18 protein-coding genes are annotated in these 22,950 nt (G+C 48.6%); 17 read left to right on the top strand and 1 reads right to left on the bottom strand.

Annotation, left to right across the window (positions count from 1 at the left end; translation table 11 throughout):
- Positions 1–121: 121 nt before the first annotated feature.
- From AC6EJC_RS03280 to AC6EJC_RS03250, 7 genes are all read left to right on the top strand, one after another.
- Positions 122–1,945, top strand: a complete 1,824-nt coding sequence (locus tag AC6EJC_RS03280) for a DNA repair helicase XPB (RefSeq protein WP_444952720.1) — start codon at positions 122–124, stop codon at positions 1,943–1,945.
- A 6-nt stretch (positions 1,946–1,951) separates the two neighbouring features.
- On the top strand, positions 1,952–4,021 hold the full coding sequence (locus tag AC6EJC_RS03275) for a helicase-associated domain-containing protein (RefSeq protein ID WP_444952719.1): 2,070 nt from the start codon (positions 1,952–1,954) through the stop codon (positions 4,019–4,021).
- Between the two features lie 108 nt (positions 4,022–4,129).
- On the top strand, positions 4,130–4,570 hold the full coding sequence (locus tag AC6EJC_RS03270; protein ID WP_444952718.1) for a YlbF/YmcA family competence regulator: 441 nt from the start codon (positions 4,130–4,132) through the stop codon (positions 4,568–4,570).
- Positions 4,571–4,609: 39 nt separating this feature from the next.
- Entirely contained in the window at positions 4,610–4,870 is a 261-nt protein-coding gene (locus AC6EJC_RS03265; RefSeq protein ID WP_444952876.1) for a YlbG family protein, read from the top strand.
- A gap of 230 nt (positions 4,871–5,100) precedes the next feature.
- Positions 5,101–5,538 carry a hypothetical protein gene (locus AC6EJC_RS03260; protein WP_025717787.1) on the top strand — a complete coding sequence of 146 codons (438 nt, stop codon included), beginning with the start codon at positions 5,101–5,103 and terminating at the stop codon, positions 5,536–5,538.
- Positions 5,539–5,751: 213 nt separating this feature from the next.
- Positions 5,752–6,708, top strand: coding sequence for a selenium metabolism-associated LysR family transcriptional regulator (locus AC6EJC_RS03255; RefSeq protein ID WP_444952717.1), 957 nt, complete (start codon positions 5,752–5,754; stop codon positions 6,706–6,708).
- On the top strand, positions 6,708–7,577 hold the full coding sequence (locus AC6EJC_RS03250; RefSeq protein ID WP_444952716.1) for a PHP domain-containing protein: 870 nt from the start codon (positions 6,708–6,710) through the stop codon (positions 7,575–7,577). The genes AC6EJC_RS03255 and AC6EJC_RS03250 overlap by 1 nt, the downstream gene beginning before the upstream one ends.
- Positions 7,578–7,670: 93 nt before the next feature.
- Here the strand turns inward: AC6EJC_RS03250 and AC6EJC_RS03245 are convergent, their stop codons facing one another.
- Positions 7,671–9,416 carry an Rqc2 family fibronectin-binding protein gene (locus AC6EJC_RS03245; protein WP_444952715.1) on the bottom strand — a complete coding sequence of 582 codons (1,746 nt, stop codon included), beginning with the start codon at positions 9,414–9,416 and terminating at the stop codon, positions 7,671–7,673.
- 229 nt (positions 9,417–9,645) lie between these two features.
- On the opposite strand from AC6EJC_RS03245, the gene AC6EJC_RS03240 reads away from it, so the two are divergent.
- The 10 genes from AC6EJC_RS03240 to priA all read left to right on the top strand — a co-directional run bounded on the left by AC6EJC_RS03240 (position 9,646) and on the right by priA (position 22,830).
- Positions 9,646–12,444: a calcium-translocating P-type ATPase, SERCA-type gene (locus AC6EJC_RS03240; RefSeq protein WP_444952714.1), complete on the top strand. Its 2,799-nt coding sequence runs from the start codon at positions 9,646–9,648 to the stop codon at positions 12,442–12,444.
- Between the two features lie 109 nt (positions 12,445–12,553).
- Positions 12,554–13,387, top strand: a complete 834-nt coding sequence (gene dapF, locus AC6EJC_RS03235) for a diaminopimelate epimerase (protein WP_444952713.1) — start codon at positions 12,554–12,556, stop codon at positions 13,385–13,387.
- A gap of 206 nt (positions 13,388–13,593) precedes the next feature.
- Positions 13,594–14,616 carry a hypothetical protein gene (locus tag AC6EJC_RS03230; protein WP_444952712.1) on the top strand — a complete coding sequence of 341 codons (1,023 nt, stop codon included), beginning with the start codon at positions 13,594–13,596 and terminating at the stop codon, positions 14,614–14,616.
- A gap of 158 nt (positions 14,617–14,774) precedes the next feature.
- Positions 14,775–16,661 (top strand): bifunctional homocysteine S-methyltransferase/methylenetetrahydrofolate reductase, encoded by a 1,887-nt coding sequence (locus tag AC6EJC_RS03225; RefSeq protein ID WP_444952711.1) that lies wholly within the window; start codon positions 14,775–14,777, stop codon positions 16,659–16,661.
- Positions 16,662–16,696: 35 nt separating this feature from the next.
- A complete protein-coding gene (locus tag AC6EJC_RS03220) occupies positions 16,697–17,584 on the top strand; it encodes a YicC/YloC family endoribonuclease (protein ID WP_444952710.1) in 888 nt (295 codons plus the stop codon).
- A gap of 56 nt (positions 17,585–17,640) precedes the next feature.
- Positions 17,641–17,901: an extracellular matrix/biofilm regulator RemA gene (remA, locus tag AC6EJC_RS03215; RefSeq protein ID WP_005548256.1), complete on the top strand. Its 261-nt coding sequence runs from the start codon at positions 17,641–17,643 to the stop codon at positions 17,899–17,901.
- Positions 17,902–17,915: 14 nt separating this feature from the next.
- The gene (gene gmk / locus AC6EJC_RS03210; RefSeq protein ID WP_444952709.1) at positions 17,916–18,488 is read left to right on the top strand and encodes a guanylate kinase; all 573 of its coding nucleotides are present in this window, start codon (positions 17,916–17,918) and stop codon (positions 18,486–18,488) included.
- A 122-nt stretch (positions 18,489–18,610) separates the two neighbouring features.
- Complete coding sequence (gene rpoZ, locus AC6EJC_RS03205) at positions 18,611–18,814, top strand: DNA-directed RNA polymerase subunit omega (RefSeq protein ID WP_013310893.1); 204 nt, start codon at positions 18,611–18,613, stop codon at positions 18,812–18,814.
- Positions 18,815–18,904: 90 nt separating this feature from the next.
- Positions 18,905–20,209 (top strand): bifunctional phosphopantothenoylcysteine decarboxylase/phosphopantothenate--cysteine ligase CoaBC, encoded by a 1,305-nt coding sequence (gene coaBC / locus AC6EJC_RS03200; protein WP_444952708.1) that lies wholly within the window; start codon positions 18,905–18,907, stop codon positions 20,207–20,209.
- Positions 20,209–22,830 carry a primosomal protein N' gene (gene priA / locus AC6EJC_RS03195; protein WP_444952707.1) on the top strand — a complete coding sequence of 874 codons (2,622 nt, stop codon included), beginning with the start codon at positions 20,209–20,211 and terminating at the stop codon, positions 22,828–22,830. The genes coaBC and priA overlap by 1 nt, the downstream gene beginning before the upstream one ends.
- Positions 22,831–22,950 lie beyond the last annotated feature (120 nt).

The following is a 22,950-nucleotide window of genomic DNA, read 5'->3' as shown; positions in this document are numbered from 1 at the left end:
GGAGTTCAACCCGAGAATGGGTTGGGCTCCTTGCTATTCCGGTTGATATGCGAATAAACGGATAAGCTATTTACTATATAACTTTAAAAATGATGTATTGTTAGATTGTCAGGAGGTAGTCATGAATCCAGATCATCCTTGTATTGTACAACGCGATTTTACCGTTCTGCTGGAAATGGGCTTGCCCGATTCGGAATGGGCTCGTTCACAGTTGCAGATTTACGCGGAGCTTGTTAAAAGCCCGTCCGCTTTTCATACATATCACATCACTCCATTGTCTCTGTGGAACGCGGCTGCCCTCGGGTGGAGTGCTGAGGACATTCAAAATAGTTTACACTCCATGTCCCGTTGGGATATTCCACGTGATTTGTTGAAGGATATTGAACAGCTCGTTTCTCGTTATGGGACGTTGACGCTGTCACGGGCGAGTGCGGAAGAAGAACGAACTTATAGCACAGATACTGTTGACGCATATAGTGTTGAGCATGATTCAGATGGAGGCATGAAGACAGAGAAAGCCAAAAGCTATACAATAGGTGATCGCTTGATCTTGACAGCAGAGACTCCGACTTTACTGGATGAGCTACTGACCAAGCAAGAACTAAAACAGCTTGGTTTACTTCGCGCTGATGAGGTAAGCGCTTCTATACCGCCCGAAAATCGCGGCTTGCTGAAGCAGGAATTAACTCGCATGGGATATCCCGTTGTGGATACGGCAGGCTATCTTGAGGGGAATCAGCTCCGTTTTTCCTTGGGGCAGGGACAAACGGAGTTGCAGCTTCGTGATTATCAAGTGAAGGCCGCTGATGCGTTTGAAGGAGCTGACGGTTTAGGGGGCAGTGGTGTGCTGGTGCTTCCATGCGGAGCTGGAAAAACAGTGATAGGCATGGCGGTGATGGATCGGTTTCAGTGCGAGGTGCTTATACTAACTTCTAATACTACTTCTGTCCGACAATGGATAGAAGAATTACAGCAAAAGACGAATATTCCTGTCGATTCCATCGGGGAATACAGTGGTCAGAAAAAGGAGGTGCGCCCGATTACAGTGGCAACTTACCAGATTTTGACACACCGTCGCACCAGAGATGGGGAGTTTGAGCATATGAAACTGCTGAGTGAGCGGAAGTGGGGTCTCATTATATACGATGAGGTACATTTGCTGCCTGCTCCAGTATTCCGGGCGACGGCAGACATTCAGGCTACCCGTCGTTTGGGGTTAACGGCCACGCTGGTACGGGAGGATGGCTGTGAACGGGATGTGTTCTCTTTAATTGGACCCAAACGGTACGATATGCCGTGGAAGGAGCTGGAGCGACAGGGCTGGATCGCTCAGGTCGATTGTGTGGAGCTGCGGCTTCCGATGACAACTGAACTTATGGAGCGCAGTATGCGTGCCGAGGGCAGGCAGCAGTACCGAATTGCAGCCGAAAATCCGGTCAAGCTGGAGGCGGTGCGCAGTTTGATGCAGCAACACAGCGGCTTGCCCACGCTTATTATTGGTCAATATTTGGACCAGTTGCGTATATTGGCTCAGGAGCTGGGCGTCCCACTGATTACGGGTTCAATGAGTCAGACCGAACGAGTACGTTGGTTCGATGCGTTTCGCAAGGGTACAATTCGGACCCTATTGGTGTCCAAGGTGGCAAACTTTGCGGTGGATTTGCCGGATGCGGCAGTAGCCATAGAGGTATCGGGTAGCTTCGGCTCCCGCCAGGAAGAGGCGCAGCGACTTGGCCGCATTTTGCGACCAAAGTCGGGCGAGAATAAAGCTTATTTTTATGCGCTAGTGACGGAGAACAGCAAGGAGACGGATTTTGCAGCTCGTCGCCAGCTGTTTCTGATTGAGCAGGGCTATGAATATGCGGTTCGCAGATTTGGTATGACAGAGGCTATCGGAAGCCGGGATGATGAGACCCGAGATGGCGGAAAGAAAAAGGAGGCGTAATCAAGGATGGGCGTAACGAACACGCAAGACAGCTGGAATGAGCTTTCATCGGATGAGCTGTTGGTGCTTAGGCGATGCTTTATCCGGTACGCGGGACAGCCCATGAAGGAAGAAGAGCCTATACAGCTTACCCGGGGGGCGTTAAGCGGAGTGGAAACGAAACTGGCACTGCATGGATTACGCGTCCGAGGCTGGCTGGAGGCAGTTACCAAATCGTGGGGCGAACGGATTTTATATATTCCGGTTCATCGACTACCGGATCTGTACGATATGTTGTTAGAGCAAAATCCGATGAACATAATGCATACGGATCATCCGATGACGGTACATGAAGCAATGACAGGACTGGAGTCGGAGTTGCTGCATGCGTTGTCACGTATTGCTGTACAGGGAGTTCCTTTGACGGCCAAAGGAACCATACATAAGCGGTCATTGCAAAAATTGAATGAACTGACCCCCTTTCGCCCGGAGGACCTGGAGGGACTTGGGTTGCATTATGCGCATGCCGAGCTGTATCCAGTGCAAACGGTGGTAATGATGGATTTGCTACTCAGTTTGGGGCTGTTAGTAAAGGAAACTGTATCTTTTCGCATTCAGGAAGCGGAACTGGCGACTTGGATTCGTTTGTCTGCTTGGCAAATGCGCAAGCATATTTTTGCTACACTCATGGAAAGGTACGGCAAGGCCGAAGCGTCCATGCAGCATTTTCGCTATATGCTGTGTGCTGCCTACCGGTATGTAGGAACTGAAGGCTGGCTATCTATCAAATGTCTGCTGCAATGGATGCTTCAGGTGGGCCTGATCGCCCAGGAGAGTTCGAGCGGAGAGGATTCCAAGAACAGTGCCCTTTTAGACTTTGTTTCTACACTCTCAAATTCCGAGAGCTATGAGGGTGAAACGGTATCTGATTTTAGTCTCAATGGACATTACATGGATGAGATGAAGGGTTGGCTAAAGGCCCTGACTGCTTTTGGAATGGGCGATTGGGGCCAGGCCACATCGGGCGAACTGTGCTTTCGCTGGAATGTATCTGTGGTAGATATGCTTCGTTTCAATAATGACAAGGATACACAACAAGAGCAAGGTACCTTTTATGTACAACCTGATTTTGAAATCTTGGTGCCGCCAGATGTAGCATATGATGTGCGGTGGCGACTGGAATGCTGCTGTGAACGTGTGACAGGAGATCGGATGGTAGTATACCGGATCACCAGAGAAAGTGTTACAGAGGCAATCGAGCTGGGCATGAAGGCTAAAGCGATTCCTGCTCTTCTGGACAAGTACAGCCGGACAGGTGTACCTGATCATGTACGGATGGCGGTAGAGCAGTGGGCAGGCAATGTCGGACGGACGGCTTTTGCAACAGTAACACTTTTGCGATGTGGCACACAGGAGGATGCGGACATGGTTGCACGCCATCCCGCGCTGGAAGGATTGCTGGAGCGGCTCGGCGACAGGGACTTTATTATTCCGGCGAACTCGGCTGTCAAAATACGAAAAACGCTTGCTGCAATTGGATTAAGTCCACGTTGTGAGCCGGAAGGTGTAGACGAACCAACTCATCATTATCCGCTAATGGCGGAGACAGAGAACGTAGGTTCAGGCATTCCCGACAGTCAAATTAGCCCAGATCATTCAGGGGGAAATGATAAAACCGTTGGTGAAATGGAGTTCGACCCCATTCAAGTCCGTCCCATATTTTCCCAAGAGGGAAGAGCGGGTTTGGTTTATACAGGGCGCACGCTGCATTTTTACGAACAAGAGCACACGCTGCCTGATCCGTCTGACTATTTTCCAGAAAGATCCACAGTGTCCTCCTCATGGACAAGAGAATGGAGGAGTTACCATACTTCCACTGCCCGGCAGTTGATTGAGCAAGCGATTCGTTGGCAGGCGGCGGTGGGACTGCGAATCGGTGGGAAAGAGGTTAAGTGGATACCGGAAGCGGTGGTTCCCGGTGAACCATGGAGTGTCACAGGCTGGTACGCCTCAGGAATGGATGACGAAACGCCGTCTCGTGCGACCTTACAGCCAAGTGAATGGTCAGACATGCGGCTGCTGGTTCCTTTTACATAATAGAGCCGGGAAGTCCATGAAACTTCTTCTTCTCAAAAGAAGGATGTGGTATGATAAATGAGTCTACTTTTACTGGGTGGAACTTTATATAAAGTGAGATGAACATTCATGAGCGTAGCCGAATTGAATACGGTCAATATGGCAGAAGTGCTTATTAACGCCTATGAATTGGGCGATATGGTCAACCGGTCCTTTGAGGTATCGGATTATTTATATTGGAAGCAGCGTGTGGAAATGAACCCGTCTATTCAGGCGTGTGTACGCAAGCTGGATGCCAAAAAGGAGCTATTCGCGGAAACGGAGCGTTTTGGGCATTTTCATCCGAACTATCATGAAGCGAAGGACGCAGTGCAGGTCGTTGAGCTGGAACTGGAACAGTTCGAAGATGTTAAGGAGTTCAAACGGGCTGAAAAGGCGTTGGACGATATGCTTCATGCCATGTCTGAAACGATTGCATATTCTGTGTCCGAGACCATTAAGGTACCGAGCAACGATCCGAATGTGAAAAAAGGTGGATGTGGCAGCGGAGGGAAATGCTCCTGTGGATAGGTCATAGGAATGATACCGAGTGGAGGGGAGATGGAGCGAATGTTTGCCGAGCGGACAGGGTACATCATTTGGGTAAGCGATATCAAGGCTGCCCGCAATCTGGAGAAATACGGAAATGTCCACTATATTTCAAAGCGTATGCATTATGTAGTTATGTATATGAACGCGGATCGGGCAGAGGATACCGTTAAAAATATTCGCAGACTTTCCTATGTACGTAAGGTCGAGCGCTCTTTCCGAAATGAGATTAGGACGGAGTACAACGACGATAAGGAAAAGATGAAAGAATATGAAATATAAGCTTCGAATATCTATAAATTGTAAACTTTTTTTAAAAGGTCAGCCTACGGGCTGGCTTTTTTTTGTAAACCCAGGACTTTTGCATAATAGTCTTAATGCTGTTAGACCTAAAAAATCTTTAAAAACCACCTATAAACTTCAATTTTGTAACTTGTAGTCCCGGGTCTGTTGAGGTAACATATGAATATATTGGTAGATATAAAGACCTATCTGGTGGGGAGAGTGATCCCGTGCGTGACAAGGCAATGCAGCGATGGAGTACATACGAACCGTTCTACGTAGAGATGGGCGATAAGAAAGTCGCCGATATCGTGATTACAAATCATGCGAAAACACGTTACTTAGATCGGGTAGAGCAGAAACAGTCCGAGACGAATCATATCGCCGCCTGGCTTTGGGAATGCCTGAAGCAAAACAGGATGGAGTCCTACTATCATAACGAAGAGGATGTATATTTAATTGATGGTGATCTGGTCGTCGTGGCCGAATTTGGTGAGCTGCCAGGCGAGATGGATATTGCGGGGAATCCGCTTCACAAGATGATTGTCATTACCTTTTTGGGCCGGATGTCGGAGACCATTGAATTAAGGGATTTGAAGTCGTACTATTCATGGCTACGCCATTCGCGGCGCATGACACTGATGAAAAGCACTCGTAAGCAAAAATAGACGGTGATTTGGCGGACGGTTCCAGATGAAAAAATCTCCACACTCATTGAATACCGTCAAGTTTGAGTAGAAGTATGCAGCTTTCACAGCTGTATACTTTTTTTATTTTATAAGAATAAAACTCCCCAATTCGGTAAGTTTACTTGGAAATTCTTCGACAGACGTCTTTCTTATGTTAATATAAGAAGATTAGAGAGGGGAGAGGCTGTCAGTATGAACTTTCATCAGTTGCACATTTTTTATACCGTAGCGGAGCGCGGGAGCTTCTCGGCGGCGGCACAAGCGCTGCATATGACGCAACCTGCGGTGACGATGCAAATTCAGTCTTTGGAAGATTATTTTGGCACGAAGCTACTACACCGATCAACTAAAAAAATCGAGCTGTCGGAGGCAGGAGCGACACTACTGCCTTTTGCGAAAAAAAGCATGCAACTGATCAGGGAAGCTGACGAGGCGATGTCTGCTTTTACTCACATGCTGGAGGGAAGATTGCATATTGGCGCAAGCCTAACGATTGGTGAGTATATTGTGCCAAGAATGCTGGGGCCGTTTGGTCAGGAGTATCCTCATATACGCATGGCGATGAATGTGATGAATACGACTCAAATTATGGATGATATACTAAAGCATCAGTTAAATTTAGGGCTGATTGAGGCCCCAGTCCAACACCCGGATATTGTGGTGGAACCTGTAATGCAGGACGAACTGAAACTGATTGTTCCTTCGGGACATGTACTGGCCAAGGCCAAAAAAGTAGTTCTAGAAGATGTGTTTAAGCATCCTTTTGTAGCTAGAGAAAAGGGATCTGGTACACGTCAAGTGATAGAAGACGGGCTGAAAAGTCGTGGTGCGGATGTCTCCCGACTTTCTATTGTAATGGAGATGGGTAGCACTGGAGCGGTCAAATCAGCGGTGGAGGCTGGATTGGGTATTACTATGCTGTCACCTTCTTCGGTGAAGCATGAAGTTGCGCTCGGATTGTTGAAGATCGTAAATATTTCAGATATCACTTTCAAACGAGAATTTTATGCAATTCATTTGAAGTCGGCGTTGTTGCCGATTCCGGTAGTAACCTTCCTGTCTTACTTGCGTCGTCATGAACAGGGAGCGGACGTGTTCGAGGACTCGCAGGACGAGCTTGCAAAGATGAAAGAGGAGGAGAATGTGTAATGAAGGAGCAGACTAACTCGAAACGATATGATTTGCATACGCACACCCAAGCATCTGACGGTATGCAGCCACCTGCGGATAATGTGCGCTGGGCCAAGGAAAAAGGACTGGCAGGTATTGCAATTACAGATCATGATACGGTGGCTGGCCTGGATGAAGCACTGGAGGAGGGACGACGCATAGGGATTACTGTGGTGCCGGGTGTGGAAATCAGTACACGGGCTGGCGGTAAGGATATTCATATACTCGGTTATTTTATGGATTACCGCAATAAAGTATTTTTGGAGCGGTTAGAAAAGCTGCGTCAGGCGCGGGATACCCGTAATGATTTGATTTTGAGTCAATTGCGTAGCCTGGGCGTAGAAATCACGCTGGATGAGGTGATGGCTACGATGGGCAGACCACTGGCGCCGGATGAAAGCATTGGACGTCCGCATATGGCAGATACGCTGATTCAAAAAGGATATGCGAAGGATATGCGGGATGCGTTTGACCGTTACTTGGCAGAAGGAGCGCCCGGATATGTGTCTGTACCCCGTATAGAGCCTGCGGAGGCCATAAGCTGGATTCGTGAAGCAGGAGGGGTACCTGTGGTGGCCCACCCCGGCTTGTACGGAAATGATGAACTGGTTCGCTCCATTATAGAGGAGGCGAAGCCTGTGGGCTTGGAGGTGCGACATTCGGACCATGATGCTGAGGCTGAGAGCCGATATACTGCGATAGCGGCGCACTATGGGCTCATCGCAACTGGCGGCTCGGATTTTCACGGTGCACGCCAAGGTGTTATTTTCCACGGTGATCTGGGTAGCCGTAGTGTGGAGGGTCAGGTAGTCGAGGAATTGAGGAAGGCTGCTGCTGCACAAAAGTAAAATGAAAAGCCCCTTGTCTTATGCATGGAACACAGGAAGTGTACCGTACAAAGGACAAGGGGCTTTTTTGTAGATTCAATAGGCTAGTGAAACTTAGCCGTTTTTGATGCGATTCGGCAGCTTTTTGACCAGTTCCTCATCGGGTGTGATGAAGAGCGTACGCTGATGATCGTAGATGACAAAGCCGGGTTTGGCTCCGCTGGGCTTGCGTACATGCCGAATCAGGGTGGCGTCTACAGGCACGCTGCTGGACTGCTTGGCTTGGCTAAAATAGGCAGCGAGTTGAGCTGCTTCCTCCAACGTCGCATCCCCGAATTGCTCAGCACGAATAACGACGTGTGACCCTGGAATATCCTTTGTATGCAGCCACGTGTCATTCGGTCCGGCCAGTCGGTTTGTCACATATTCATTTTGCAAGTTGTTTTTGCCGACCAGTAACTCGATGCCTTCGGATGATGTATAAACGTGCAGGGTCGGACGGTCGTTTTTCTTCTTTTTCTTTCCTTTTTTGATCCGATCTCTGAGATAGCCCTGCTGAACCAGTTCTTCACGTATTTCCTCAATGTCGTTCATAGAGGCATGGGCTAGCTGCTGAAGGAGATTGTCCATATAACGGATTTCTTCGTGCGTCTTCTCCAGTTGTTCGTCAATGACAGCCAGGCTGTTTTTATATTTATTGTACTTTTTAAAATACCGTTGTGCATTATCCGACGGGTTGAGTAGTGGGTCCAGTGGGATGGTTATTGGACGCTGTTCCTCATCATAAAAGTTGATGAGCGTCACTTCTTTGTCACCTTTTTTCACCTCATGCAGCGAAGCGAACAGCAACTCTCCATAAATACGAAATTGATCGGCATCTTCCGCCTCGGCCAAATCCTGATGAAGATAGTCGAGTTTTTTTAGGTTTTTACTCCGCTCGTTTTGCAGAAACCGCAGTAGGTCACTGACCTTTTGCTTAACCGTATCCCTTTCTGCTTTTTCACCGAAGAAGTCCTCCATACACTCACTGATGGTAGCGTACTCCTTACGTTCTTCTTGGATCAACGTCAGTGGAATGGCTGAGAATATCACTTTATCTTGTGCGTTTAGTCCAGATACCGGCTGAAAACGATGATTCCGCACGTCATCCATGATGTGACTGAATGTACTCCATAGTGAACGATCGCTATCATCAGATACTTCATTAGTTACTCGAGTTAGTATCTCCTCAGCAATGAGGGGACTGAGTCCAGTAAAAGTGTTCACGATCCAGCGTTTGGGAGCTTCTTCGGTCTCGATCGCTGTTTGATACGAGGATACGAAGGCTGCCTCTTCCGTTTCGAGTGGATTCAGCTTGTTTTGTTCAGGAGGCTCCGTGTATTGAAAGCCGGGCATAATGACCCGATAGCTGCTGATAGACGGTGTGACATGATGAATGCCATCCAGCATCACGCCTGTTTCCGGGTCAAGCAAAATAATGTTGCTGTGTCTACCCATCAGTTCAATGATAATTCGTTTGAGTGAAATATCTCCCAGCTCATCACGTTGACGTACATCCATGTGAATAATACGCTCCATGCCCACCTGCGTGATTTTCTCAATAACGCCTCCTTCGCAATGCTTGCGAAGAAGCATACAAAACATAGGGGCTTCTGTCGGATTAAGAAAGCTTTGCTCTGTAAAATGTACACGCGGGAAGGTCGGATTAGCCGACAGCAGCAGCTTGACGCTTCCGCCTTGTGCCCGCAGATTCAGCACGATATCGCGATCGTTTGGCTGATGTATTTTATTAATGCGCCCGCCCCGGATGCCTTGCAGTTCGTGTACGATAGCGCGGGTTACGATTCCGTCCAATGCCATAATTATGTTCTCCTTTGAAGCAAATGTATTTTCGCCTTCCTTCTATGATACATAACTTTGGGACAAAACTTAAGCGGCTTTGTGATATTTCAGGCCCTGTCCGAATAGATTGAATCTAGAAAGTCTGTCCAGCTTATAAGCAATCGCGGCACAAAAATATAATAACGGGCAGCCATCCTACGCACAACCGACGGAAACGGACTATCTGACCGGGAGGGAATTGGGGAGAATGGAACAAGCACACTGGCACCAATTAAGCAATGAACAGCTTTCAACAAGTCTGGAAGTCGACCCGAAGCAGGGTCTTTCGGAGGAACAGATTGCGGAACGAAGAGAAAGGTCAGGATGGAATGAGCTGAGCGAGGGGAAGCGTGTTTCGGCAATCTTACTTCTGCTCAACCAGTTCAAGGATTTTATGATGCTCGTATTGATGGGAGCGACCCTGATATCCGGCCTGCTTGGCGAATATTTGGACGCGATTACCATTATTGCTATTGTTGTACTGAATGGAATTCTCGGTTTTGTACAGGAATTCAGAGCTGAACGTTCATTGCGAGCTTTGAGACAGCTTTCTGCTCCAACCGCCAAGGTGTTGCGAGGCGGCAAACGAATACAAATTCAGGCCAGAGAGCTGGTGCCGGGCGATATCGTTCTGCTGGAAAGTGGTGATCGCATTCCCGCAGATGTAAGGTGGTTGAGTACGAACGGCTGTGATGTGGAGGAATCTGCCCTGACAGGTGAATCGGTTCCGGTGAGTAAGCATTGCCGCCCTATTCATGCCGCCGAAGTACCACTCGGGGATCAAAAAAACATCGGTTTCATGGGCACGATGATGACCAGAGGAACCGCACAAGGAATGGTCATTCGTACAGGCATGAGTACCGAAATGGGGAAGATCGCAGATCTGATTGAAAATACGGAGTCGCAGGAGACACCGTTGCAGCACAGATTGGAGCAATTGGGCAAAATTTTGATTATCGTAGCGTTGGCGCTAACGGTGCTCGTTGTCGTAGCGGGCATATTACATGGACAGCCAGCCATGAGCATGTTCTTGGCCGGAGTAAGCTTGGCTGTGGCAGCCATACCGGAAGGGTTGCCAGCTATTGTGACTATTGCACTCGCATTGGGTGTGCAGCGCATGATCAAACGAAAGGCGATTGTGCGTAAGCTGCCTTCCGTTGAAACGCTCGGCTGTGCATCTGTTATTTGCTCCGACAAAACGGGCACGCTAACCCAAAACAAAATGACAGTCACTAAGGTATGGCTGGACGGTCGTTTCTGGGGAGTTACGGGAGAAGGCTATGACCCACACGGGCATATTATGGACAGAGACCTTCCTGCCGATCTTAAAAACGAACAATCTCTGCGTAGACTGCTGCAAGCCAGTGTACTTTGTAACAATGCGGAAATTGTTCAAGCCGACACAGATGAGCTGCGTTCGAAGAAGAAAAGCAAAGAGCCGACGCCGTCCGCCGTTTGGGAGCTGAAGGGTGATCCGACGGAAGGAGCGCTGGTCACGTTAGCTGCCAAGGGCGGAGTCACACGACAAGGGCTGTATGAGCTGTACACACGGGAGCGCGAATTTCCTTTTGACTCGGACCGGAAGCGAATGTCGGTACTCGTACGCCACCAGGGAGGGCACATCGTCTTTGCCAAAGGTGCGCCGGATGTGCTACTGGGTCAGTGCTCCTACATTTTGTGGGAAGGCAATGTCGTTCCGTTAACGGGCACGCTGCGCCAAAAGGTACTGGCAGCCAACGAAGGAATGGCCTCGGAGGCGCTGCGTGTACTTGGCGTAGCTTACCGAGATATCCGCTCGCATGAGCGTGTCTCCACGGTTGAGGAGGCTGAAGCACAGCTGATCTTTATCGGCCTGACAGGCATGATTGATCCGCCACGCCGCGAGGTTCGCGAAGCCATTGGCAAGTGCCGTCGTGCTGGCATTCGCACCGTGATGATTACAGGGGATCACGGCACAACTGCGGAGGCCATTGCACAGCAGCTGGGCATTCTCCAGCGCGGCTCCCATGTGCTGACGGGACAGCAATTGTCTGTGATGGATGATGCTGCGCTGGACAAAGCCGTTGATAACGTCTCTGTGTATGCGCGGGTGTCGCCGGAGCACAAGCTACGGATCGTCAAGTCGCTGCAAAGACGCGGACATGTCGTAGCCATGACCGGAGATGGTGTAAATGACGCGCCAGCGATCAAGGCGTCCGACATTGGAATTGCAATGGGTATTACGGGAACAGACGTGACCAAAGAAGCGGCTGCGCTTGTACTGAGTGACGATAATTTCTCAACGATTGTAGCGGCAATTGAGGAAGGAAGGAATATTTACGAGAATATCCGTAAATTTATCCGCTATCTACTCGCCTCCAATGTTGGTGAAATTTTGACGATGTTTTTTGCCATGATGGCCGGGCTGCCGTTGCCTTTGTTACCAATTCAGATTTTATGGGTAAATCTGGTGACTGACGGCCTACCAGCGATGGCTCTGGGTGTGGACCAGCCAGAAAAGGATCTCATGGAGCACAAGCCTCGTGGCGCAAAGGAAAATATTTTTGCCCGTCGACTGGGCTGGAAAATCATTAGTCGCGGCTTGTTGATCGGCTCATGTACGCTTGCGGCCTTCTGGCTGACATTACGTATTGCACCGGATGACGCAGGACAACTGATCAAAGCACAGTCAGTTGCCTTTGCTACGCTAGTGCTGGCGCAGTTAATTCATGTATTTGATTGCCGCAGTTCCCGTTCTGTTTTCCATCGTAATCCGTTTCAAAACGGTTATCTCGTGCTTGCCGTGCTGTCCTCCGTAGTGCTGATGCTATTGGTTATGTACGTGCCTGTGCTGCAACCTATTTTCAAAACGGTGCCACTCAGTTTGCGGGAGTGGGCGCTATCCATTGTCGCAGCCGGGATTCCGACGTTCTTGATGGGAGCGGGAAGCGTATGGGGCGGTCGACGCAACCGTCGTCGCGGCGGAAATACACACTTTTCAACGGGACGTACGAAGTTTTCAGCTTAAAATTCGGGTCATGCATATCACATCGCTTTCCCGCTCTTGCCCTGTATGATATTATGGGATCAAAGCTTCATGAGGAGCATGAGATCAGCAGCAACGGCGGAGGGAAGCTATGGAATTCACAAAAATGAACGGTCTGGGTAATGATTTTATCGTTTGGTTTGGGCATCAGGAATTGCCGTCTGACGCTTCGGAATTAGCTGTTCGGCTATGTGATCGACATTTTGGTGTTGGCGCCGATGGACTGGTATATATATTGCCGTCAGAAAAAGCGGATTTCTGCATGCGCATTATCAATTCGGACGGCTCGGAGGCTGAGCAATGCGGTAATGCTATCCGTTGTGCTGCCAAATACGTATACGACCGTAAGCATATCAACCGTGAACAGATTACGATCGAGACGCTGGGTGCAGGTGTGCAGCAGGTTGAACTGACTGTAGAGAACGGACTTGTACGTATGGTGAAGGTAGATATGGGAGAGCCGATTCTGGAGGGTTTGAAAATTCCAACTACACTGGATCTGACTAGTGTAATTAACGAGTCCATTGAAGCTGGTGGAAGTGGTTTTCGCTTTACGGCTGTATCTATGGGGAATCCGCACTGTGTCATTTATGTTGAGGATGCACCAAGTTTTGATCTGGAAGCTTGGGGGCCGAAGCTGGAATGCCATCCGTTGTTCCCTAAAAAAACAAATGTTGAGTTCGCCACGGTACGAAGCCGGCAGCATATAGATATGAGAGTATGGGAGAGGGGAGCTGGACCTACGCTGGCTTGTGGAACTGGAGCCTGTGCTACGCTTGTTGCTTCTGTACTAAACGGATACAGCGACCGCCGCGCGGTTGTAAGCCTGAAGGGCGGCGATCTGGATATCGAATGGAGCGAGGACGATAATCACATATATATGACGGGCCCGGCTGAGATCGTGTACGAAGGTCGTCTATCCTGAATCATGTGAACTATAAAGATAGTGTGCAACTGGCCTATAATCGTATAGAAGTGAGTGGAAAGAAGACCTTGGTGGGTCTTCTTTTTTTGGCCTTTTATGCCGCTGTATACAAGGAATACGGGGAACAAAGCAACATTATGTCTTTTTTTGACGTCTGAACGATGTATAATATAGAAAATGAGAAAACGATAAGGAGGTCGTTCATAGTGCGGAAATTTCGTTGGATTTCAGCAGTTGCAGCCCTCATATTTGTAGCCACCGCGCTTCCGGTTCAGGCGGCGACCATTCCTGCTACCACGGAAACGACGGACAAGCAGGTTGGCTCGCTAACTCCGACTGTCGTAAGCCGTTTAGAAAAAGCAGTACAAGAACTCATCGGTTCAAAGAAAGCATTTCAATTTGACGATGTGACGGATATGGGGAAAACCTGGATTGTCGAGGGCGGACTGGAAGACGGAACAGCTACGTTTCAGACAGAATATAATAAAGAAAAAAACAGAGTCGATTCTACAACCATACGATATAAAATAAGCAGCTTGGGAAAGGCGATGAACGCGCCACTCAAGACAAAAGTGCTAAACAGCGCCAAAGCGTTTGACAGCAAGCGTCCCTTGCAATTTGAGGCATTCTGGCGGGTCAAATCCCCTTATCAGACCAACAAGCCTTCAAATTACTGGGTATTTTGGGGCGCAGGAGAAAAAGCTTCCTCATTGTATGTTGATGTAGATCGAGGTAACGGTATTACCATCAATGCGGACTATCCGCTGAAGCAGGTGGACCCTGTATTACTGAATCGTGCAATGAACACGTTTAAGCGTGTTAGTGGACAGCGTATCATGGTGCAGCATGCTTCACGGTACAAGGACGAGGCGAAGGGGCTTTATTATTGGTCGTTCGAGGATGCAAACGAGGCGAGTGAGGTCAAAATTGGCGCGGTAACCGGCAAGGTGCTGGCTGTATCCACCTATGGGGTGGATTGGAATGATGGCGCAGATTTCAAAAAAACGTTTGCAAGCCCGAAATATACCGCCTCAGAAGCTTTGCAGCTGGTCAAACCCAAGGTGCAGCAGTTGTTTAACATCAATTTGTCCGGCTATGGAGTGAAAATTCAAGGGAATCAATATACATTCTCCAAACAGCAAAAGGGAACGGATTCTATTGTGGCTAAGGTGAATAAAAAAGGGACTTTTTACGAGTTCTCTCTCCATTCTTCCGATGGGAAAATGTAATGAAAATTTAGTAGGAAATAGAAATGATAAATTAAGTTGCTTCACTCCTGATATCATAATGTTGGGGAGTGAGGCGGCTTTTTTTGTTTTTGGCTTATGTTTGTAGTCTCTTTATGTTACATTAGTATGAAAATAAAGAGCGGGGTGGAGCAGAGGACATGAAACCGGATTTACGTACTGTGCTGAATCGTGAAATTATTGTCGGAGACGGCGCAATGGGGACTTTTTTATACCAGCTAGGCTTTCCAGTAAATACGTCTTACGAAGAACTGAATATCACTTCACCTGACGTTATATCAGACGTGCATGGTCAATATTTAAATGCAGGAGCACGATTGCTGGAGACTAATACATTCTCTGCAAATGATTATAAGTTGGCCCGGTTTGGACTGGAATCTAAGGTAGAAGAGATCAATCGTGCCGGTGTGAGAATTGCCAGAGCTGCGGCCGGACCTGAACATTATGTAGTAGGTGCGGTAGGTTCCATATGCGGAGGCAAACGGCTTAACATATCAAAGCTGGAACTGGCCCGAAACTACGAGCAGCAGATTGATGCCCTTCTTTCCGAAGGAGTCGACGGCATTTTGTGCGAAACGTTTTATTCACTGGATGAAATACGCATTGCGCTTCACAGTGTACGTAAATACAGTGACATTCCGGTAATTTGTCAGTTTGCGGTCGATCAGGTTGGTCGTACCCAGGATGGTTTTTTAGTGGCGGAAGCTTTTTCGATGCTGCGTAATGAGGGAGCAGACATCCTTGGATTTAACTGTCACTCCGGTCCGCAGGGAATTATGAGTGTAATGGAGCAGCTGGACGGGCCCTTGTCTGTACCGCTGTCCGTATATCCGAATGCGGGACTGGCAGATTATGTGGACGGTCACTATGTATACGGTGCATCACCTGAATATTTTGGAGAATGTGCCACGTCCTTTGTAGATCTGGGTACGAGGCTTCTCGGTGGTTGCTGCGGAACTACACCAGACCATATTGCTGCTATTTCCAAAGCTTTGAACGATTTGCAACCGCCCCCGCTGGCTCCAAAAGAAGCTTTGTCCAAAGAGTCCATTCATGTGGCGGAGCAGATTGCAGATGAAGGGGGACGAGGAAATGGCAGACATGCCAGCGAGCCCAATATTGTGGATCTGGTTAAGGAACGGCATACGGTCATCGTAGAACTCGATCCACCGCGCGATCTGGACATTACACGGTTTATGCAAGGTGCGCATGCGTTGAAGAAAGCTGGGGCCGACGCGCTTACACTGGCTGATAATTCGCTTGCGGTCACTCGCATGAGCAACATGGCGCTTGGACATCTGGTCAGTATTGAAACAGGCTTGCGCCCATTAATTCATATAGCATGCCGTGACCGTAATCTGATTGGTACTCAATCCCACATGATGGGTTTTGACGCGCTGGGTATTGACCATGTACTGGCAGTCACTGGAGATCCGGCGCGGTTCGGTGATTTGCCTGGCGCCAGTTCGGTGTATGATATGACCTCTTTTGAAATCATCCGCATGATCAAGCAATTAAATGATGGTGTCGCATTTTCTGGTAAGCCACTGAAGCAGAAAGCTAATTTTGTGGTAGGTGCCGCATTTAATCCCAACGTCAAGCATTTGGGTAAAGCCGTACAGCGGTTGGAAAAGAAAATTGCCTCCGGAGCCGATTATATTATGACCCAGCCCGTTTACGACCACGAGTTGATTGCAGCCATCGCGGAAGAGACACGGCATTTGGAGGTGCCGATTTTTATCGGTATTATGCCGCTAGCTAGTGGGCGCAATGCAGAATACTTGCACAATGAAGTGCCAGGCATTCAGTTATCCGATGAGGTGCGTGCGCGTATGTCTGGTCTGGAGGGCCCGGAAGGACGAGCAATGGGCGTTTCTATTGCCAAGGAGTTACTTGATACGGCAATGGAACATTTTAATGGTATCTATTTTATGACTCCATTTATGTTCTATGAAATGACGGCTGAGCTGACTTCTTATGTATGGCAAAAATCAGGCCGCGTACAGGCCCCCTTGTTTCGACTATAATAATCAATTACAATAGTATAATGGATGTGATGCCGATGTCATTGAGTATGACCGGATACGGTCAAGCCATCCTTCATTATGAGGGCTATAAAGTGCGCTTGGAATTGAAATCGGTGAATCACCGCTATTGCGAAGTGATGATGAGAATTCCGCGCGAATGGGCTCGTTATGAGGATGGCTTGAGAAGAACGGTTCAACAGCAGATTAAACGCGGTCGTATCGATGTCTTCATCCACAGGGAACGTGATGAAGAACAGATACCCGCCGCACGGTTGAATGACACTGTGGTGCAGGCTTACCTGCATGCAGCGGAGCAGCTGGCGGATCGTTATGGCGTGAAAGGAACGTTAGGTATAAGCGATATTCTTGCTTTGCCTGACGTTCTGGGTGAGCCTGGAGAAGCTTGCGATGGAGATGAAGAGGACTGGGAAGAGCAGCTACAGCGAGCTTTGAACGAAGCTTTGCAAGGTTTGCTGGAGATGAGAAGACGAGAAGGCGGGCATTTGGCGCAAGATGTGGAATCCCGTATTTTACGTCTGGAATCCCTGCATCATGAAATGACGGTGCTGGCTCCTCATGTTGTGAGCGACTACCGTAACAGGCTGAGACACAGGCTTAAAGAGCTTCAGGACGGTTCATTTACGCTTGATGAACATAAGTTCGGAATGGAGATTGCGTTATTCGCGGATCGCAGCAATATTGATGAGGAGCTTACCCGGCTTCAAAGTCACTTTGGGCAGTGCAAGGGGTTGCTGCGCTCGGACGAGCCGGCCGGCCGCAAATTAGATTTTTTAATCCAGGAAATGAACAGGGAAGTCAACACGATTGGCTCCAAGGCTAATCATCTCACATTGGTTAATTTGGTCGTCGAGATGAAAGCAGAGCTAGAGAAAATTCGTGAGCAGGCTGCAAATATTGAGTAGCTACCTGGTAGCGGCACGGCTGCAATAGTCACATGTATAGGGGGAAAGACCTGAATATGGCAATCAAATTGATCAATATTGGCTTCGGCAATATCGTGTCGGCCAACCGAATTATCTCTATCGTCAGTCCGGAGTCTGCTCCGATCAAGCGGATTATACAGGAAGCCAGGGACCGTCATATGTTAATTGATGCTACCTATGGTCGCCGGACACGGGCTGTTATTATTACGGACAGTGATCATGTAATCCTGTCTGCGGTGCAGCCGGAGACGGTCGCTCATCGCCTATCCACTAAAGATGATGACAATGACGAATAAAAATGGAGTGTACTATGGCTAAGGGATTACTATTTGTAATATCCGGACCTTCGGGTGTCGGTAAAGGGACGGTAGGCAATGCATTGCGTGAAAAGCTACCTGAGATAACGTACTCCGTTTCTGCTACAACTCGAACACCTCGTTCGGGCGAACAGGATGGAGTGACCTATTTTTTCAAAACGCGTGAAGAGTTTTTGGGTATGATTGAACGGGATGAAATGCTGGAGTATGCAGAGTATGTAGGGAACTATTATGGCACTCCACGTGATTTTGTAGATCAGACGCTTGCGCAGGGTAAAGATATTTTCCTGGAAATTGAAGTTCAGGGAGCGCTAAAGGTAAAAGAAAAGTTTCCAGAAGGCATATTTATTTTCCTGCTTCCACCTTCGTTGGATGAATTAAAGGATAGAATTCGGGGACGGGGCACGGAAACTCAAGCAACCATTGACCACCGTATGTCGGTAGCTGTGGATGAAATGAATCTGTTGCGTCACTATAATTATGCGGTTGTCAATGATGAGATTGATTTGGCTTGTAAACGAATAGAATCCATTATTATCGCCGAACATTGTAAGGTTCATCCTTAAGCGAGGGCTTTACATATGCCAAGCGTACCTAAAGAGAAATAATACTGTATAAGCTGAGCTTGAAGGTGTACACTGGAGTTCAGCTTATACAGTCCCAAAACTACATGAAGAGGTGTCTATTCGTGCTGTATCCTTCCATTGATGAAATGATGAAAAAGGCAGATAGTAAGTATTCGTTGGTTGTAGCGGCTTCACGCCGTGCCAGACAGTTGCGCGAGGGTGAAAAGACGACTCTCAAGAATCCTAAATCCCACAAGCAAGTTGGAGTGGCGTTGGAAGAGATTTACGCGGATCATCTGCGTCTTGAAAGCGGCGAAGACGAGTAAGAATTATAGACAATTATTATAACCGGGCGCAATGCCAATTTCTTTGACAACCGCAAGGTTGTTATTTTTTTCGGTCAGGGGGAGTTAACGATGTTGAAGGGGAAAGTCATTATTCTTGGCATTACCGGCGGAATTGCCGCTTATAAAGGGGCTGCACTGTGTAGTAAGCTAACGCAAAAGGGAGCCGAGGTTCATGTGATTATGACGGCCTCCGCCAAGGAGTTTATTACTGAACTTACGCTGCAGTCGCTCTCTCGTAATCCGGTATACAGTGATACGTTTGATGAAAGAGAACCGTCCGTCGTATCCCATATTCATCTGGCGGATGCGGCTGATTTGGTGCTGGTTGCTCCTGCAACCGCGAATATCATCGGGAAAATGGCGCATGGTCTTGCTGATGATATGCTGTCTACAACGTTGCTGGCTACGACAGCTCCCATTATGGTGGCGCCTGCGATGAACGTGCATATGTACACTCATCCGGCAGTCATGCAAAACATGGAGACGCTCGTATCACGCGGTGTGATGATGATTGAGCCTGGTGAAGGATTACTGGCTTGTGGTTATGTTGGCAAAGGGCGCTTGGAAGAGCCGGAAACGATCGTGCAGACCATAGAGCGCTTTTTTGAACAGCAAGGTCAGGATGATAAAAGCAAAAGCAAGTCTGAGCTACGGTGGTTTGGTGGAGAATCTACGGAAAGTCAAGCGCCCGAATCACTTGTGAACGAGAATGAAAAGCTGCTTTCAGGCAGAAAAATTATTGTGACGGCTGGAGGCACGATCGAGAGAATTGATCCGGTGCGTTATATTACGAACGATTCCTCCGGAAAGATGGGCTTTGCCATTGCAAAAGTTGCTCAGGAGATGGGTGCAGAGGTGCGTTTGATCGCTGCAAATACCAGCGTAGAGCCGCCTTCAGGGATTTCGCTTGAAAGAGTTCAGTCCGCTCAAGACATGTACGACGCTGTGTTAAAACAATGGGAAACGAGCGATATGGTCGTTATGGCTGCTGCGGTTGCAGATTATCGACCACGTGAGGTGGCACAGACCAAGATCAAGAAAAAAGATAGTGTATTTACGCTGGAGTTAGTGAAGAACGTCGATATTCTGGAATCACTTGGACGCAGCAAGAAACATCAATTTTTAATTGGCTTTGCAGCGGAAACCGGAAATTTGGAGACGTATGCAATAGATAAATTAGAACGTAAAAATTGTGATTTGATCGTCGCAAACGATGTCACTGTGGATGGCGCCGGCTTTGGTGTCGATACGAATGCTGTTCAAATTTATGACCGAAGCGGGATGGTAGTGCGTATTCCTGTACAGTCAAAGGAAGAGGTTGCGCGTAAGTTGCTTACTATAGCCGCAGGACGCATGGGTGGGGTGCTGCATTAATGGAGACGGGCAATTTAGTTGCCAAGGTCATTGTCGATGTACCTGCTAAGGATACGGACCGTACCTTCGATTATCTGATACCGGACTCAATGAGGCCTTGGATTGAGCCAGGTAGCCGGGTAGCTGTACCATTTGGTAAACGGACGGTGCAGGCTTTTGTCATCTCGGTAGTCCCAGCTGAGGAGCCGCCGAAATACAGGATGAGAGCGATTCAGGAGTTGCTGGATTTGGTACCGCCCATATCTCCCGATCTGGTCGAACTGGGAAAATGGATGAGCGAACGTTATGCTTGTAATCAAATTATGGCACTGCAAGTGATGATTCCTACCGCGCTCAAGGGCAAGGCAGAACGTTATATCTCAATTGCCGAAAAACATGAGTTTACGCACCCTTCCCCTGTTCAAGCTATGTTGGGCCAAGGTTCAAAAACGCATTCACAGCGTACTATACAACCGAATCAGGACGACGAGCTCGAATGGGCACTTCTGACCGACGACGGTATGAGTGATCCGGCGGAGCGTCAGATTGTCAGCTTCATTCAGGAGAAGGAGCAAGTCCCATTGCAGCAGCTCAGTCGACGTTTCCCCGAGGAGGCAGAGGTTATTAAATCGCTGTTACGCCGGGGAGTGCTTCAGGAAAGTCAGGTTATTAAAGACAAACTTGGCAAAAAGACCATGAAAGCCGTTGATCTGGCTATCAGCATAGATGAGGCATCAACGGCATTGGAGCAATTTTCTGCCAAAGCGCAGCGTCAGCGGGAGGTACTTGCTTTTTTGCTGGAACGTAGCGAGTTTCTGCCTCTGCCGCTGAAGGAAGTCATGACCTCACTGAGTGTATCGGCTGCAACGGTTAAGGCGCTGGAAGATAAGGGCTATGTGTTGCTGGAGGATGTCGAAGTGTTCCGCGACCCCTACCGGGGTAGACACTTTAAGCCTACAGAGCCACTCCCTCTCACAGCAGAGCAGCAGTCGGTGTATGAACGGATTATTCTCCAGCTGGACACGCGTGAGCAAGGAGCTTATTTGTTGCATGGAGTCACGGGGAGCGGTAAGACGGAAATCTATCTACAGACAATTCAGCGTTGTATCGAGCAGAATCGTCAGGCCATTGTGCTGGTACCTGAAATATCGTTAACCCCACAAATGGTAGAGCGTTTCAAAGGCCGCTTTGGCGATCAGGTAGCAGTGATGCACAGTAGGTTATCGGGGGGAGAACGGTACGATGAGTGGCGCAAAATACGTGAAGGCCGTGTGAAAGTGGCGATTGGCGCTCGCTCGGCAGTATTTGCGCCTTTTCGTGAGTTAGGGCTCATTATTATGGATGAGGAGCACGAAACGTCCTATAAGCAGGAAGAGACACCTAAATATCATGCGCGTGATGTAGCCATTCGCAGAGCCCATCAGCATGGGGCTGTCGTTATTCTCGGCTCGGCTACACCGTCGCTGGAAAGTTACTATGCCGCTCGCTCACAAAGCAACGATGAGTTTGCACCGTTGCTGCTTGAAATGCCAACCCGCGCATTGGGGAATACTTTACCCGAAGTTCATATCATGGATATGCGTGAGGAACTGCGTGCTGGCAATCGCTCCATGTTCAGCCGCGCGCTGCATAATGGAATCGCAGAGCGGTTAGAGCGTAAGGAGCAGACGGTATTACTGTTGAACCGGCGTGGGCACTCCACGTTCGTCATGTGCCGTAGCTGCGGCTATGTGGCGGGGTGTCCGCATTGCGATATTTCGCTTACGTATCATCAGCGGTCGAACAATTTACGTTGCCATTACTGTGGCTACTCCGAGCCCGTACCTCAGACTTGCCCGGAATGCGGTAGTGAGCATATTCGCTACTTCGGTACAGGTACCCAGCGAGTGGAAGAAGAGCTGGCGAAGCTATTCCCCGGTATACGTGTTGTCCGAATGGATGTGGATACAACGACAGAAAAAAACGCCCACGAAAAGCTGCTCAAGCAATTTCGTGATAAAAAAGCGGACGTGCTGCTCGGTACTCAAATGGTAGCCAAAGGGCTGGACTTTCCCGATGTGACACTGGTTGGTGTCATTACTGCGGATTCGGCTCTCAATTTACCGGATTTTCGGGCTGCGGAAAAGACATTTCAGCTGTTAACACAAGTAGCTGGACGTGCTGGAAGACATCAATTGCCAGGGGAAGTATTCGTACAATCCTATACTCCAGAGCATTATTCGGTGATTCACGCAAGTCGTCACGATTATGCTTCTTTTGTGAGGGAAGAGTTGAAACACCGCCGCGATCTGCACTATCCACCCTATTGCCGTCTTATTTTGGTGACCTTTTCTCATGAACAGCTTCCGGTGCTAGTCCGACTGGCTGAGAACTATTCAGCAACACTACAGGGACGAGCGAGACAACGAGGGTGGTTCGGGAATATGGATCGGCTTACATCGGATGTGCTCGACATTTTGGGGCCTGTAGCTTCACCCATTTCGAGAATCAAGAATAGATACCGATTTCAATGTATGATAAAATGGCGTGGAAATATCGACGCGATTGGTTTGGCTCAGCAAGTAGCTGATGAAATGGCGGAATCCGCACAAGCACAAAAGTTGCTGATTAGTCTGGATGTCGATCCGCAAATGCTTATGTAGAGTGTTGCCACAAAAGTTGTTAGCACAATTAATGCGGACAAGCCGTCCGTACATAGGATAATGTAGCAGTCGCGTTTGTGATGAATACAGTTAAACCTAAATGAAGGATAAAGAGGAAGG

The sequence above is a fragment of the Paenibacillus sp. TY11 genome, assembly GCF_059772165.1.
Note: the sequence above shows the minus strand (reverse complement) of the source record. Positions and strands in the feature narration are given on the sequence as shown.